This window comes from Pseudoxanthomonas dokdonensis (genome assembly GCF_001431405.1).
GTDB classification, from domain to species: domain Bacteria; phylum Pseudomonadota; class Gammaproteobacteria; order Xanthomonadales; family Xanthomonadaceae; genus Pseudoxanthomonas_A; species Pseudoxanthomonas_A dokdonensis.
Genome location: NZ_LDJL01000017.1, coordinates 106,691 through 121,969, shown reverse-complemented (window position 1 = coordinate 121,969; position 15,279 = coordinate 106,691). Strand labels below are relative to the sequence as shown.

The 15,279-nt window shown below is 63.5% G+C and carries 10 protein-coding genes; 1 reads left to right on the top strand and 9 read right to left on the bottom strand.

All coding sequences use genetic code 11. The annotated features are described in order from the left end of the window. Window positions 1-3 precede the first annotated feature (3 nt). The 3 genes from ABB29_RS14885 to ABB29_RS14875 all read right to left on the bottom strand — a co-directional run bounded on the left by ABB29_RS14885 (window position 4) and on the right by ABB29_RS14875 (window position 5,445). Complete coding sequence (locus ABB29_RS14885) at window positions 4-1,254, bottom strand: DUF819 family protein (protein ID WP_425414781.1); 1,251 nt, start codon at window positions 1,252-1,254, stop codon at window positions 4-6. A 65-nt stretch (window positions 1,255-1,319) separates the two neighbouring features. Continuing rightward, a complete protein-coding gene (locus ABB29_RS14880; protein ID WP_057660448.1) occupies window positions 1,320-3,383 on the bottom strand; it encodes a S9 family peptidase in 2,064 nt (687 codons plus the stop codon). A gap of 100 nt (window positions 3,384-3,483) precedes the next feature. Further along, window positions 3,484-5,445, bottom strand: a complete 1,962-nt coding sequence (locus tag ABB29_RS14875; protein ID WP_057660446.1) for an OPT family oligopeptide transporter — start codon at window positions 5,443-5,445, stop codon at window positions 3,484-3,486. A 134-nt stretch (window positions 5,446-5,579) separates the two neighbouring features. Here ABB29_RS14875 and ABB29_RS14870 point away from each other — a divergent pair, with 134 nt between their 5' ends. Then, window positions 5,580-7,391 (top strand): peptide MFS transporter, encoded by a 1,812-nt coding sequence (locus tag ABB29_RS14870; RefSeq protein ID WP_057660444.1) that lies wholly within the window; start codon window positions 5,580-5,582, stop codon window positions 7,389-7,391. 81 nt (window positions 7,392-7,472) lie between these two features. Here ABB29_RS14870 and ABB29_RS14865 read toward each other — a convergent pair whose 3' ends face one another. The 6 genes from ABB29_RS14865 to rfbB form a co-directional block, all read right to left on the bottom strand. After that, window positions 7,473-9,419: an alpha/beta hydrolase family protein gene (locus ABB29_RS14865; protein WP_083487965.1), complete on the bottom strand. Its 1,947-nt coding sequence runs from the start codon at window positions 9,417-9,419 to the stop codon at window positions 7,473-7,475. A 150-nt stretch (window positions 9,420-9,569) separates the two neighbouring features. Beyond that, a complete protein-coding gene (locus ABB29_RS14860) occupies window positions 9,570-11,525 on the bottom strand; it encodes an alpha/beta hydrolase family protein (RefSeq protein WP_057660442.1) in 1,956 nt (651 codons plus the stop codon). Window positions 11,526-11,653: 128 nt separating this feature from the next. Continuing rightward, complete coding sequence (gene rfbD, locus ABB29_RS14855; protein ID WP_057660440.1) at window positions 11,654-12,550, bottom strand: dTDP-4-dehydrorhamnose reductase; 897 nt, start codon at window positions 12,548-12,550, stop codon at window positions 11,654-11,656. Then, window positions 12,547-13,104, bottom strand: a complete 558-nt coding sequence (rfbC, locus tag ABB29_RS14850) for a dTDP-4-dehydrorhamnose 3,5-epimerase (RefSeq protein WP_057660438.1) — start codon at window positions 13,102-13,104, stop codon at window positions 12,547-12,549. The genes rfbD and rfbC overlap by 4 nt, the downstream gene beginning before the upstream one ends. After that, a complete protein-coding gene (gene rfbA / locus ABB29_RS14845) occupies window positions 13,101-14,015 on the bottom strand; it encodes a glucose-1-phosphate thymidylyltransferase RfbA (RefSeq protein WP_057660436.1) in 915 nt (304 codons plus the stop codon). The genes rfbC and rfbA overlap by 4 nt, the downstream gene beginning before the upstream one ends. Continuing rightward, the gene (gene rfbB, locus ABB29_RS14840) at window positions 14,012-15,067 is read right to left on the bottom strand and encodes a dTDP-glucose 4,6-dehydratase (RefSeq protein WP_057660431.1); all 1,056 of its coding nucleotides are present in this window, start codon (window positions 15,065-15,067) and stop codon (window positions 14,012-14,014) included. The genes rfbA and rfbB overlap by 4 nt, the downstream gene beginning before the upstream one ends. Window positions 15,068-15,279 lie beyond the last annotated feature (212 nt).

Sequence of the window (15,279 nt, the reverse complement as noted above, 5' to 3'; positions counted from 1 at the left end):
TGATCAACCGCCGGCCAGCATCCGCAGCACGATGCCGGTGATGTACGCGCCGTAGGTGCCCAGCGCGTAACCACAGACGCCGAGCAGCACACCGACCGGTGCCAGCGCCGGATGGAATGCACTGGCCACCACCGGCGCGCTGGCAGCGCCGCCGATATTGGCCTGCGAACCAACCGCCATGAAGAACACCGGTGCGCGAATCAACCTCGCCACCAGCAACATCACCGCCGCATGCACGCAGATCCAGATCAAGCCAAGCAGCAACAGCAGCGGCTTGTCGGCCAGCGACTTCAGATCCATCTGCATGCCGATCGCGGCGATCAGCACGTACAGCATCACCGAGCCGAATTTGGAAGCACCGGCGCCTTCCAGTTCACGGGCGCGGGTGAAGCTCAGTGCCACGCCAAAGGTGGTCGCCAGGATCACCAGCCAGAAAAACAGTGAATCCAGGCTGTAATCGCGCAGGCGCCACTCGGCCGGCAGTGAGGTGATCCACGCCACCAGCGGCTCGGCCAGGAAGTGCGCCAGGCTGGTGAAGCCGAAGCCGATGGCCAGGATCAGGATCAAATCGGTCAGCGTCGGAATGCGCGAATGCTGGGCCTGGTAGCTTTCGATACGCTGCTTCAGGTCTTCGATGGCGCTGGTGTCGGCCTTGTTCCAGCGATCAATCGCCGGGGCCCGCGAGGCCATGAACAACAGCACCGCCATCCACACATAGGCGACCAGCACGTCGACGGCGGCAAACTGTCCGAACAGGGTCGCGTCGACTTCGAATACTTCCTTCATTGCCGCCTGGTTGGCGCCACCGCCGATCCAGCTGCCGGCGATCGTGGTCATGCCACGCCAGGTCTCGCCAGCCACGGTGGCCGGGTGGATGACCTTCATCGCCTCGAATGCGACCCAGGCACCGACCATGACGCCGAGGGTACCGACCACGAACATGATCATCGCCTTCGGTCCCAGGCGGATGATGCCCTTGACGTCCATCGACAGGCAGAACAGCACCAGCGCCGCCGGCAGCAGGTAGTCGCGCGCCATCGGGTACAGGCCCGAGGCGTGGCCATCGATCAGGCCGAAGGTGTTGTAGGCCGCCGGCAGCAGGTAACACAGTACGATCGACGGTACGAAGGTGTAGAAACGCTGCCACAGGCCAGTTGGCCGCGAGGAGCTCCAGAACACGAAGCCCAGGGTGGCGGCCAGCAGGCCGAACACCACTTTGTCATTGGTAATCAGCGCCTGGCTGGTTTCGGCAATCGCCATCGGCATCCCCTCCGGATGAAAAAAAGGCACGCCACCGCGGTGGCGTGCCATCACACAACTTACTCGCCGATGTGTTGCTTCAACCAGTCGTTGACGGTGTCATGCCACAGGATGCTGTTCTGCGGCTTGAGCACCCAATGATTCTCGTCGGGGAAATACAGCAACTTGGATTCGATGCCCTTGCGTTGCAGCGCGCTGAATGCGGCCAGGCCCTGCTCGACCGGAATGCGGAAATCCATCTGTCCATGGATGACCAGCATCGGTACTTTCCACTGGTCCACGTGCAGTGCCGGATTGAACTTCTCGTAGCCTTCCGGGTTCTCGTACGGGGTGCCACCGTTTTCCCACTCGCTGAACCACAGTTCCTCGGTGCTGTAACCCATCATCCGGTTGTCGAATACGCCATCGTGGTCGACAAGGCATTTCCACGGTTTGTTCCATTTGCCGGCCATCCAGTAGACCATGTAGCCACCGTAGCTGGCGCCCAGTGCGCAGGCCTTGTCGCCATCCAGGAACCGGTACTGCTGCTGCGCCGCGGCCCAGCCCTTCTGCAGATCTTCCAGCGGCCGGTCGCCCCAGTGCTGGCTGATGGCATCGGTGAACGCCTGGCCATAGCCGGTGGAGCCGTGGAAATCGATCATCACCACCGCGTAGCCCTGGCCGGCATAGGTCTGCGGATTCCAGCGGTAGCTCCAGCCATTGCCGAAGCTGCCCTGCGGGCCGCCGTGGACCAGGAACGCCACCGGATAGGTCTTGCCCTCCTGGTAGTTCCAGGGCTTGACCACGTAGCCGTGCACGGTTTCGTTGTTCCAGCCCTTGAATGAAAACTGCTCGAAGTCGCCGAACTTGACCTCCGGCAGCATCTCGCCGGCGCTGGGGGTGATCGCACGCAGCGGCTGCCCGGCCAGGGTGGTGGTGAACAGCTGGTCGCCGCTGGTCAACGAATTGCGCGACAGGGCCAGCGTGTCGCCGGCGATGTCGATGCTGGAGACGCTGCCGTCACCGATGATCTTCTGTACCGCGCCGCTGGCGATGTCGACCTTGAACAACGGGTGCTCGCCCAGGTCCTGGGCGGTGGTGTAGATGCTGTTGCCATCGTCGGCCAGGGTGATGCCGTCGGCCGAGCGATCCCAGTCGGCGGCGATCTCGCGGCTGTTGCCGCTGGCCAGGTCCAACGCCATCAGGGCAAAGCGATCAGCCTCGAAACCCGGACGCTTCATCGCCCGGTAGTACAGGGTTTTGCCATCGGCGCTGAATACCGGACCGGTATCCCAGGCCGGATTGGAGGCGGTCAGGTTCTTCGGTGCGCTCTTGCCATCGATGGCGAGCTGGTACAGGTCGAAGTTGGTCGACCACGGCTCGCTCTTGTCGGCCACCCGCACGCTGGCCACCAGCGACGCACCGTCCGGTGCCCAGGTGTATTCGCTGTCATCGCCAAACGGCTTGGACGGCAGATCGCCGACCAGGGCCTGGCTCAGCCCGGTCGCGGCCTTGGCCATGGCCTTGCCGGCCGGCATGTCGGCCACGTACAGGCGGCTGCGGCGGCCATCGTTCCAGGTATCCCAGTGGCGCACGAACAACTGGTCGAAGACGACCCCGGTGGCCGGCGAGGCTTCGGTGTCATCCAGCTTCTTCTTGCTGCAGGCGAAGTCGGCGCCGCAGTCGGCGAACGTGTCGACGGTGAACGCGATGCGGCCATCGTCCGGCGAAATTTTGTAGCTGCCCACGTCCAGCGCGATGTCGGTCAGCTGGCGCGGCTTGCCACCTTCGGCCGGCATTGCATACAGCTGCTGGCTGCCGGACTGGCTGCTGAGGAAGTACACGGTCTTGCCATCGGCCGAGAACGACGGTGAATTGACGTTCCAGCCGTCCGGGGTCAGCCGGCTGGGCGGGCGCTGGTCGCGGGTCAGCAGGTTCCGGCGCCACAGGCTGGTGCTGGCCTTGGTCCGGGCCTGGTCCATCACCCGCTTGGCGAACACCAGCTGGCTGCCATCCGGCGACAGCACTGGCGAGGAGTAGCGGTCCAGCGCCACCATGTCGCGGACATCCAGGCCGCGATTGGCAGCGAGTGCCGGCACGCTGGCCAGCAGGCAGAGGGGCAGCAGGGCAAAACGCAGGTTCATCCGGGGCTCCGGCAAAAGAAACCCCGATGTTAGGCCGCAATCGACATCCAGCGCAAAGGCATGAAGTCATGCCCCGCTCAGCACTGCCGGCGGGCGGGCGTCAGCCGCCGGCCGGCGGCTTGGCCGCGACCTCGCCCTTGCGCCCGGTCCGGTACAGCAGCCAGCCGACCACCGCCAGCACCAGCAGGCCGATCCACTGGTTGAAATGGAACGACTCGGGCAGTGCCAGCACGTCGGCATTGGCCGAGACCACGATCGGAATCGCGATGGCGATGCCCATCAGCGCTTCACCGGTGATCAGGCCGGCCGAGAACAGCACGCCCGGACGATGCACGCGGTCGCGGGCTTCCTCGTCGTCGGCCTTGACCTTGTGGTAGCGCTCGACCAGGTGGGCGATCAGGCCACCGAGGAAAATCGGCACCATCAGCTCCAGCGGCAGGTAAATACCGATGGCCGCGGCCAGCACCGGCACCCGGAAACGGGCGCCGCGCGACTTCAGCCATTCGTCGATGGCGATGATGACCGCGCCGATGACGCCACCGACGGCAATCATGTTCCAGGGCAATTGACCGCCAAACAGGCCTTTGGCAACCGAGGCCATCAAGGTCGCCTGTGGCGCCGCCAGCGATTGCGGGTGTTCCGGGGTGGCCGCGCCGATGCCGTAGGCATGGGCCAGCAGGTTGAGCACCGGGGCCATGATCAACGCGCATGAGAACGCGCCGATGGCCAGCATCAGCTGCTGCTTCCAGGGAGTGGCGCCGACCAGGTAGCCGGCTTTCAGATCCTGCAGGTTGTCACCGCCGACCGCCGCGGCGCAGCACACCACTGCGCCGATCATGATTGCGGCCACCGCGCCAATCGGCGAGTCACGGCCGAGCAACAGCACCAGCACCGCAGAAGCGAACAGGATGGTGGAAATGGTGATGCCGGAGACCGGATTGTTGGATGAGCCAATCAGGCCGGCCAGGTAACCGGAAACCGATACGAACAGGAAACCGGCGACGATCATGATCACGGTCATGGTCAGGCTGACGCCCCACAGGCCGACGATGGCATGGTACAGCGCCCACAGCGGGACCACGAAGGCGACCAGCGCGATCAGCATCCACTTCATCGGCAGGTCGCGTTCGGTCTCGGCAATCTCGACCTTGCCGGTGCTCTTGCGGGCGGCGGCAAAACCGCTCTTGATCCCCGACACCAGCGAATTGCGCAGCGAGAACAGCGTCCAGACGCCGCCGACCAGCATGGTGCCGACACCGAGATAACGGATTTTGGCGCCCCAGATGGCAAACGCCGCGTCAGCAGCCGGCGCGGTGGCGATGCTCTGCGCCAACGCCGGGTCGCTGCCAAGGAAGAACGCGTGGTACAGCGGAATGGCGATATGCCAGGACAACACCGCGCCGGACAGGACCACGATGCCAACGTTGAGACCAACGATATAGCCCACCCCCAGCAGCGCCGGCGACAGGTTGGTGCCGATGTAGCCGATGACCCGGCCGCTGCCCAGGTAGGCGGCCTGGGCCCAGGCGTCGGGAATCATTTTCAGGCCACTGGCCGCGCCCAGCTTGACCAGTGCGCCGATGGCCCCGGACAAGGCCAGGATCTTCAGCCCCGGACCGGGATTGTCGCCGGCCTTCAACACTTCGGCCGCGGCCTTGCCTTCCGGGAACGGCAGCGGGTCCTCGACGATCATCGAGCGCCGCAGCGGCACCGAGAACAGTACCCCAAGCAGCCCGCCGAGGCCGGCAATGCCCAGCACCCACCAGTATTTGAAGTCCGGCCAGTAGCCCATGATGACCAGCGCCGGGATGGTGAAGATGACCCCGGCGGCGATCGAGGAACCGGCCGAGGCGCCGGTCTGGACGATGTTGTTTTCGAGGATGGTGCCGCCGCCGAGCAGGCGCAGGATGCCCATCGACACCACCGCCGCCGGAATCGCGGTGGCGATGGTCAGGCCGGCAAACAGGCCCAGGTAGGCGTTGGCGGCAGCCAGCACCATCGCCAGCACGATGGCCAGCACGACGGCACGGAAAGTGAGTTGCGGCGTGGCGGCCTGGCTCATCGGATTTCTCTGCAGACGGAAACCGGACAAGCTAGCGACAAGCCCTGCGCAAGTCCAGTCGTGGCGGCGCCCGCGGGGCCGGCGGCAGGCGCCGCGGCTATACTCCGCGGTTCCGTCCCGAACCGACCCCGCCGATGAACCCGACCGCCGCCGCCCTGCCCGCCAGCGAGGACTTCCTCGGCCACCCGAAAGGCGTCTACGTCTGCTTCTTCACCGAGATGTGGGAGCGGTTTTCGTTCTACGGGATGAAGGCGCTGCTGCTGCTGTACCTGACCAAGTACCACTTGTTTGGCGACAAGGCCGGGCTGGATCTGCTTGGCGCCTATGGCGGTCTGGTGTACTGCGTGCCGGTCATCGGCGGCCTGCTGGCGGATCGCTGGCTGGGCATGCGCAAGGCGGTGGTGTTCGGCGGCGTGCTGCTGGTGCTGGGCCACATCGGCATGGCATTCGAAGGTCATGCCGCCAGCAGCGTCGGCGGCATCGTCAGCCGCGACGAAGGCACGTTGCGGATCACCTATCTGTCGCTGGCGCTGATTATCGTCGGCGTCGGCTTTCTGAAGCCCAATATCTCGACCATCGTCGGCAAGCTCTACGCGCCTGATGACCCGCGCCGCGATTCGGGCTTTTCACTGTTCTACGCCGGCATCAATCTGGGCGCACTGTTCGCGTCGCTGGTCTGTGGCTACCTCGGCGAGACCCTGGGCTGGAAGTATGGCTTTGGCGCCGCCGGCATCGGCATGCTGCTGGGACTTGGCCTGTTCCTGTGGGGCCAGAAGTACCTGCACGGCCACGCTGATCCGCACGCACCGGAGACCCTGCGGCAACGGTTCTGGGGCGTGCCGCGCGAGGGGCTGATCTATGCCGCATCGATCGCCGCGGTGGTACCGCTGGCATGGCTGATGTGGGCAGCGGCCAATGGCAGTTTCGCGCTTGCTGGCGAAGTCAGCCTGGCGCTGCTGCTGATGCTGGTGGTGCTGGCCTGCGTACTGGTCTGGTTCGGGTTCTTCATCACCCGTCAGTGCACCCCGGTGCAGCGCCAGCAGATGCTGGCGCTGATGGCGCTGATCTTCATGGCGCTGATTTTCTTCACCCTCTACGAGCAGACCTACGGGTCGTGGGTGACGTTCACCGACCGGTTGCTGACCAAGGATATTTTCCCGTCACTGGTTCGGGCGCAGGAACCGGTCAGCTGGGGTGCGGGATTGATGGCCAATGTCGCCCAGTTCTTTGCCCATGCGCCGTGGTCGATGTACTCGCTGGTGCTGGCGCCGGTGTCATTCGTGGTCGCGGCCGAGTTGTCGGACCGCTATCCGCAATCGCGCCTGCCGAAGTTCCTGTTCGTGGCGGTGGTCGCGATCATGTTGCTGTTCATGGTCCGCGACTCGGTCATCCTGCCGCAGACCGCAGGATCACTGACCTATCTCGGCGCACTGTTCCTGGTGCTGCTGGCGCCGGTGTTCGCGGTGCTGTGGGCGGCACTGGGCAGGCGCGGCCGGGATCCATCGAAACCATTCAAGTCGGCGCTGGGGCTGGTGTTGGCCGGCGTTGCCTTCGTGCCAATGGCACTGGCCGCGCAACAGGTCGGCGCAAGCGGGCAGATGGCCAGCGTGTGGTGGCTGGTGCTGGCCTACCTGATCCTGGAAATGGGCGAGATGTGCCTGTCGCCGGTCGGCCTTTCGGCGGTGACCCAGTTGTCGGTGCCGCGCGTGGTCAGCATGATGATGGGCACCTGGTTCCTCGCCACCGCGTTCTCGGAAACCCTGGCTGCGCTGTTCGGCAAACTGGCAGCGATCGAAGTGCCGCACGGTGAAACCCTGGTATTGGCCGATGCTGCCGGCAAGTACGCCGACCTGTTCTGGCTGATGATGTTCCTCGGCCTGGGCTGCGGCGTGCTGGCCCTGCTCGCGGCGCCGCTGCTGAAACGGATGATGCACGGCGCGCACTGATCCGCTTGCCGCCTGGTGCACACCAGTAACGACAACGGCGCTTTCGCGCCGTTGTCGTTTTGCCGACGCATCAGATTTGCCTTACTTCGCCTTCTGCCCACCGATGTTGCGCGACAGGAAGTCCAGCAGCTGGGTGTAGTACGCCTTGCGGTGCTCGAGTGTGTAGAAGCCGTGGCCCTCGGTATCGTAGTACAGCGTCTCCACCTCACCACCCGCATCCTTGATACGACGCGCCATCAGATGCGAATGCCTGATGGGTGCCCGGCTGTCGGACCCGCCGGCGGCGAGGAAAACCGGCACTTTGATCCGGTCGGCCAGATTAGTGGGCGAGAATTGCTCGAGACCCTTGCCGTCACCAATCCACTCGTCCAGATAGTTCCGCCCTGATTTGCTTTCCTTGATGTCGCCACGCTTGAACATGGTGGGAAGATCGTAAACGCCGACATATCCTGCCGCACAGCGGTACAGATCAGGTTCCCTGGCAACTCCCATCAGCGCGGCGTAGCCGCCATAACTCGCACCGTAGATGCAGATCCGCGAAGGCTCGGCAAAGCCCTGGTGCACAGCCCAGGTGGTGGCGTCGGTCAGGTCATCCTGCATCGCCTTGCCCCATTGCCGGGCACCGGCCTTGGCAAACGCCTGGCCGTAACCTCCGGAACCACGGAAATTGACCCGCAGCACCGCATAGCCCGCGGCGGCCAGCAGCTGGGTCTGATCGTCGAAGAACCAGTCGTCCTGCACGAAGAATGGCCCGCCGTGCGGCATCACCACCATCGGCAACGGCGAATCAGAGGCGCCGGCGGGCCGTGTGAGATAGCCATGTATCTGCATGCCATCCCGGGCCTTGAATGCAAACGGGGTGGTCACGCCCATGCTGCCAGGATCCAGCCACTGGCGGCGGCTGGCCAGGTAGTCGGCTTTCTTGCTGACGGTATCGAACACATAGAAGTCGCCTTCGTTGCGATCGGACTGCACCTGCACCAGTGCCAACCTGCCGTCGTCGGTGTGCGAGGTGATGAACACCGCTTGTCCGGGGAACGCCTCCTCCAGGCTTCGATACAGCCGTGCCGTTGCCGATGTTTCGTCGAAGAACACCGCCTTTGGCCTGCCATCCATGAAGATCGCACCTGCCGGCACCGATGGCGACTGCAGCGAATAGATGATGGTCGACGGATCCACGTCCGACCCGGCCAGCAGTGGCGAGCGTACAAGGGTCTCCATCTCCATCGTTTCCAGAGTGTCGGCGCCGGACGCATTTTCGACCTGCAGGTAGGCGCGAGCGTTGTCAGCGGAGAATCCCAGTACGTACAGCGATTCATCGGACTGATTCGAGTCATTTACCAGCACCCAGTCCTCATCGCTGCCCTGGCGGTAGTACAGCCGGGTGCTGTTGTCGTCTTCCTCGCCCTGGGCAAACCGGACTTCGCCGGCATTGTCGACCTTGAAGCTGGCATCCTGCATGGGCGCGCGGGCCACCCGCTTGCTCTTGCCGGTGGCCACATCCATGCGGTCGGCGCGGGCCTTGCCCGAAGACGAATAGGACCAGACCGAGACAATCATGTGCTGGTCATCGCCGGGCAGGTCATCGGCCAGGAACGTCACTTCACGGTTCTCCGCGCGCGGTGCACGGAACCCGGCCAGCAGCGTGGGCTTGCTGCCATCCACGCTTACCGCATACAGCTCGCCGGTCGCGACCGGGACTTCCAGGGAACCGAACTTCTCGGCGCCTGAAAGTACCACCCGGGTCGGACTGACCCAGTAGAAAGCAGTGACCGCGGTATCCTTGCCCAGACTGAAGTTGCTGACGACCTTGTTGTCGGCGCGGCGGATGATGACCATGCCGACCTGGTCTTCATGCGGCACGGTGGCGGCGAAGTACTCGCCGCTGGGCGACAACTTCAGGTCCAGAAACGTCGGATGTTTGAGGAAACCGGCGAGATCCACTGCGGCCTGGGCCGCCGCGGCCGCCAGCATCAACGACACGGCAACGATGGTGGACAAGAGTCGGGAATTGATGGCGCTTGGCATGGGTCCGTCCTGAACCTGCATTGGGGCCCCTGCCACAGCGACGCCGAAAACCGGTGACGGTGCCGCTGCGACACCAGGGCAGTGGTTTGCTTGCACGGAATTCAATCAACGACGGGAGCCTGGGATGATCAGGACTCCCGTCAGGCACGGCTACTTCGCCTTCTGCCCACCGATGTTGCGTGACAGGAAGTCCAGCAACTGGGTGTAGTACGCCTTGCGGTGCTCGAACGTGTAGAAGCCGTGGCCTTCGGTCGAGTAGTACAGGGTCTCCACCGGCACGCCGGCCGCCTTAAGCGCGCGTTCCATTTTCTGCGACTGCGCCAATGGCGCGGTTTCGTCCTTGCCACCGGCGGCCAGGAATACCGGTACTTTGATCCTGTCGGCCAGCAGGTTGGGAGAAGCGGCGGCCAGCTTCTGCGGATCGGAGCCTATCCATTCGCTGGTCCAGGTCTTCATGCGATCACTCTTGCGAATGTCATCGTCGCGCATCATCGCCAGGTCATAGACGCCGACATAGCCCGCGGCACAACGATACAGATCCGGTTCCTTGGCCACGCCCATCAATGACGCGTACGCACCATAGCTGGCGCCAACCATGCACACGCGATTGCCATCGGCAATACCTTCGTTGATGGCCCAGCGGGTCGCGTCGGTCAGGTCGTCCTGCATGCTGCCGCCCCATTGCCGTGCACCGGCATGCATGAACGCCCGGCCGTAGTTGCCCGAGCCGCGATAGTTGACCTGCAATACCGCATAGCCGGCCGCCGCCAGGATCTGCGGCTCGGCGTCATAACCCCATGCTTCATATATGCCGAAAGGTCCGCCATGCGGCAATACCACCAGCGGCAGGTTCTTGCCGGTGCTTTGCCTGGGCAGGGTCAGGTATCCGCGCATGGCCAGTCCATCGCGCGCCGCCAGTTCAACCGGTTTGGTGACGGCCATCATTTCGGGCTCTACCCAGCTGCGACGGCTCAGCAGATAGCCGGCCTGGTTGCTCTGGGTATCGAACAGGTAAAAGCTGCCCGGGTCGCGATCGGAATAGGTTTCGACCACCGCCAGCTTGCCGTCATCGGTCGTGGAAGTGACGACGACGGCTTCGTTGGGAAACGCTTCCTGCAACATCGCATACAGTCTTGCTTCCCTGCCCTTGCCATCGAAGAAGCGGGTGGAGAGCTTGCCATCGGTATACATGCTCCCGACCGGGCCATGGCCATCGAAGGCGAAGATGATCGCGGCCGGGTCCGCCACCGGGTCACGCAGCACTTCGCTGCGGGTGCCGCTGCGGGTATCGAAAGCAACGATGGCATCCGGCCCCTTGGGCTGCTCGACCCGCAGATAGGCAATCTGGTTGTCGTCGGAAAAACCAACTGGCACTTCAGCATGGCCACTGTCCAACTCACTGTTGATCAGCTTCCATTCGCTCTGGTCATTGTCGCGATAGAAGAGCTTGCTGGCGTTGTCCAATTCCGAGCCCAGTGCGAACCTGACTTGGCCGGCATTGTCGATGTGGAAGGACGAGCCCTTGACCGGCGCCCGCGCCACCGTGGTCCGGCGGCCATTGTATATATCCATCCGATCAGCACGCTGCCATGACTCCTTGTCCGTATACGGCATCACGGTGACGATCACGTTGCGGTCGTCGCCGGGGATGGTGGCGAAATCCAGCGCGGCCACTTTGTCATTGTCGCCCTTGCCACGAATCATCGTGCCCGTGGCGCGGTCCGAGGTGGCGCGGTAGCCGATGATGGGCTCGGGGAAGGTGTCGCCGACATCCATCGCCAGTACTTCACCGTTGCCCTGCGGTTGATCGAGGAAGCCGAACTTCTCCTTGATCCGGATCAGAAGCCGCTCCTTGTTGGCCCATTCGAAATAGACCACGTGCTTGTTCGGGCCCAGCGTGAACGAGCTCATGACCTTCTGGTCGGCGCGCCGCAGTATCGCCATGCCAGTCCGATCTTCGAACGGTATGGTGACCGCGTAATAGTCGCCGTCGGGCGAGATGACGATGTCGCCAAACTCACTGTTCTTCAGGTACGGGTCCAGATCCACCTGTGCGTAGGCAGGTGCCACCAAGGCCAGCAGCGTGGCCAGTATCAGCTTTCTCATGACTCCCCTTGTTTGCTTCATCCGATTGAGGCGAACACCGCGCTTCCGTGCGGGCTCCCCGCTGCAAAGATAAAGCAAACCAGTCGCCCGGAAAACCGCGACATGAGTCACTAGTAATGTGACTCAGTTCAAGGTCTGGCGCTGTCGATGACCGCTTGCAGTGCGATTTCCCAATCCGGCAGCTGCAACTGCGCGGCGTCCTGGATGGACCGGTTGTCCAACCGCGAATAGCCTGGACGCTGGGCACGGGTGGGATAGTCGGCGGTGCCGATAGGCAGCACCGTCGGCGGCTTCGCCAGCAGGCCTGCGGTGTGCGCGGTGCGCATGATGGCTTCGGCGAAGCCGTGCCAGGAGGTGCCACCACTGGCGGTCAGATGGAAGGTGCCCTGCGGTATCACTGGCAGCGCCAGCATCGCCGCGGTGACCTCGGCGATCAACGGCGCCGGCGTCGGCGTACCGAACTGATCCGCGACCACGTTCAACTGATCCCGCTCGGCCGCCAGTCGCAACATGGTGCGCATGAAATTGCCGCCATGGTTGCCATACACCCAAGCGGTGCGCAGGATCAAATGGCGCACGCCAGCGTCACGGATGGCCTGCTCGCCGGCCAGCTTCGACGCCCCATATACGCCAATCGGTGCGGTCGGGTCGGTTTCCCGGTAAGGGCTGCTGGCTTGTCCGTCGAATACATAGTCGGTTGAGTAATGCACCAGCATTGCATCCGCTTCCCGGCAGGCCTCGGCCAGGATCGCCGGCGCGGTGGCGTTGATCAGATACGCCAGGTCACGCTCGTCTTCGGCTTTGTCGACCGCGGTGTAAGCGGCCGCGTTGACGACAACGTCCGGCGCGATCGCGGACACGCCTTGCCGCAACGAATCCGCCGACGCCAGATCGATGCGCTCACACGGACGGCCATCGGCCAGGCGTCCCGAGCGGGTGGCCGCCACCACTTCGCCCAATGGCAGCAGCGCAGGCAGCAATGCATGCCCGACCTGGCCGGTCGCGCCCAGCACCAGCAGCTTCATGGCTGGTATTCCGGCAACCGTGCTGCCGGCACGTCCTGCAGCAACGGGGCAGCCGCGTCCTTGGCCGACAGCGAAGGGGCACTGACCGGCCAGTCGATGGCAATCGCCGGATCATCCCAGCGCACGTTGGCATCGGCGTCCTTGTCGTACTGTGCGGTACACAGGTAACTGAATACAGCCCGCTCGGACAGCACCGCGAAGCCATGCGCGAAACCTTCCGGAATCCAGAACTGGCGCTTGTTGTCGGCGCTCAGCACGACCGCCGCCCACTGGCCGAAATGCGGTGATCCGCGGCGGATGTCGACTGCCACGTCATAGACCTCGCCCTCCAGGACGCTGACCAGCTTGCCCTGCGGGTTCGGCCATTGGTAATGCAGGCCACGCAGCACGCCCTTGGCTGAGGAGGAAACATTGCTCTGCACGAAAGAGGTTGGCAGACCCTGCTCGCCATAGCGCGCGGCGTTCCAGGTCTCCATGAAGAAACCACGTTCATCGCCGAATACCGCCGGCTCGATGACAAGGCAACCGGTCAGACCGGTCTCCATAACCTTCATCGCGGCACTCCGCGCTTGGCCAACATCATCAGGTACTGTCCATAACTGTTCTTCAACAGCGGCGCGGCCAGGGCTTCGATCTGCGCGGCATCAATCCAGCCGTTGCCAAAGGCGATTTCCTCGGGACAGCAGACCCGCAAGCCCTGCCGCGCTTCGATGGTTTCGATGAAGGTCGAGGCCTCCAGAAGCGACTGATGGGTGCCGGTATCCAGCCAGGCGTAACCGCGCCCCAGCGCTTCCAGATGCAGGTTGCCGGCATCCAGATAACAGCGGTTGAGATCGGTGATTTCCAGTTCGCCACGCGGTGATGGCTTCAGCGAAGCCGCGTAGTCACTGGCCTGGCCATCGTAGAAATACAAGCCGGTGACGGCGTGGTTGGAACGCGGCCTGGCCGGCTTTTCCTCGATGCCAACGACCCGGCCGCTGGCGTCGAACTCGGCCACGCCGTAGCGTTCGGGATCACGGACCCAGTAACCGAACACGGTGGCACCCTGCTGGCGACTGTCGGCGCGCTTGAGGATTTCGGTAAATCCATGTCCGTGGAAGATGTTGTCGCCCAGCACCAGACAGCTGGGATGGCCGTCGAGGAACTCGCGGCCGATCAGCAGGGCCTGCGCCAAGCCATCAGGACTTGGCTGCACCGCATACTCGATCTGCATGCCCCACTGCGAACCATCGCCAAGCAACTGCTTGAACAGGGCCTGCTCGTGCGGCGTATTGATGATCAGGACCTCGCGGATCCCGGCCAGCATCAACACGCTGAGCGGGTAATAGATCATCGGCTTGTCATACACCGGCAGCAGCTGTTTGCTGATCGCCTGGGTCAACGGATACAAGCGTGTACCAGACCCGCCGGCGAGGATGATGCCCTTGCGCCGATGCTGGCCGGCCGTGTTGCTGACTTCGTTCATGCGGCTGTCCCGATGCGTTCCAGTCGATAGCTGCCGTCCAGCACCCGCTGCACCCAGTCCTGGTGCTGCAGATACCAGTCGACGGTTTCGGCGATGCCCTGTTCGAACGAATGCTGCGGCTCCCAGCCCAGTTCGCTCTTCAGCTTGGAAGCGTCAATGGCATAGCGGCGGTCATGGCCGGGACGATCGGCAACGAAGGTGATCTGGCTGGCACGCGACTGGCCATCCTCACGCGGGCGGCGCTGATCCAGCAGTTCGCAGATGGTCCGTACCACTTCGATGTTCTGCCGCTCGGCATCGCCGCCGACATTGTAGGTTTCGCCAACGCGGCCTTTTTCAAGCACGCGACGGATGGCGGCGCAGTGGTCGCCGACATACAGCCAGTCACGCACGTTCTTGCCGTCGCCATACACCGGCAACGGCTCACCGGCCAAAGCACGGGCAATGATCAGTGGAATCAGTTTTTCCGGGAAATGGTAAGGCCCGTAGTTGTTGGAGCAATTGGTGGTCAGCACCGGCAACCCGTAGGTGTGGTGGAACGCGCGCACCAGGTGGTCCGACGCCGCCTTCGAGGCCGAGTACGGCGAGTTGGGAGCATATGGCGTGGTCTCGGTGAACTTGCCGGTATCACCCAGCGAGCCATAGACCTCATCGGTTGATACGTGCAGGAAGCGGAAATCCTCGCGGGGCTGGTCCTGCAGGGCTTTCCAATGGTCGCGCACGGCCTCAAGCAGGCCCAGGGTACCGACCACATTGGTCTGGACGAAGGTGCCGGGCCCGTCAATCGAACGGTCGACATGGCTTTCGGCGGCGAAGTTGACCACCGCGTCCGGCTGATGCTCGGCCAGCAACCGCCCAACCAGCGACGCATCACCGATGTCGCCATGGACGAATATGTGCCGGGGATTGCCCTCGAGCGATGACAATGTATCCAGGTTGCCTGCGTAGGTCAGCGCATCCAGGTTGACGATCGTGTGGCCGAGTTCCACTGCACGCAAAACGAAATTACCGCCGATAAATCCTGCCCCGCCGGTCACCAACCATGTCGCCACGCAACTTCTCCCTTCATGCCTTTGTGTCAGCAATGCGCAAGGCAAGCGCCCGCAGACTGATCGTGGCTGAATCATCCAGCCTGTATCAAAATCATGATTTTACTTTGTTTTCCCGATTGCCCGCGGGAAAACAGGTTCTTTGCCGGGCCGACGAAACAGGCAAGCGCTGGATTCTAACCGCTTTCCGCCCCACCCTCAGCCCGCCACCGCCG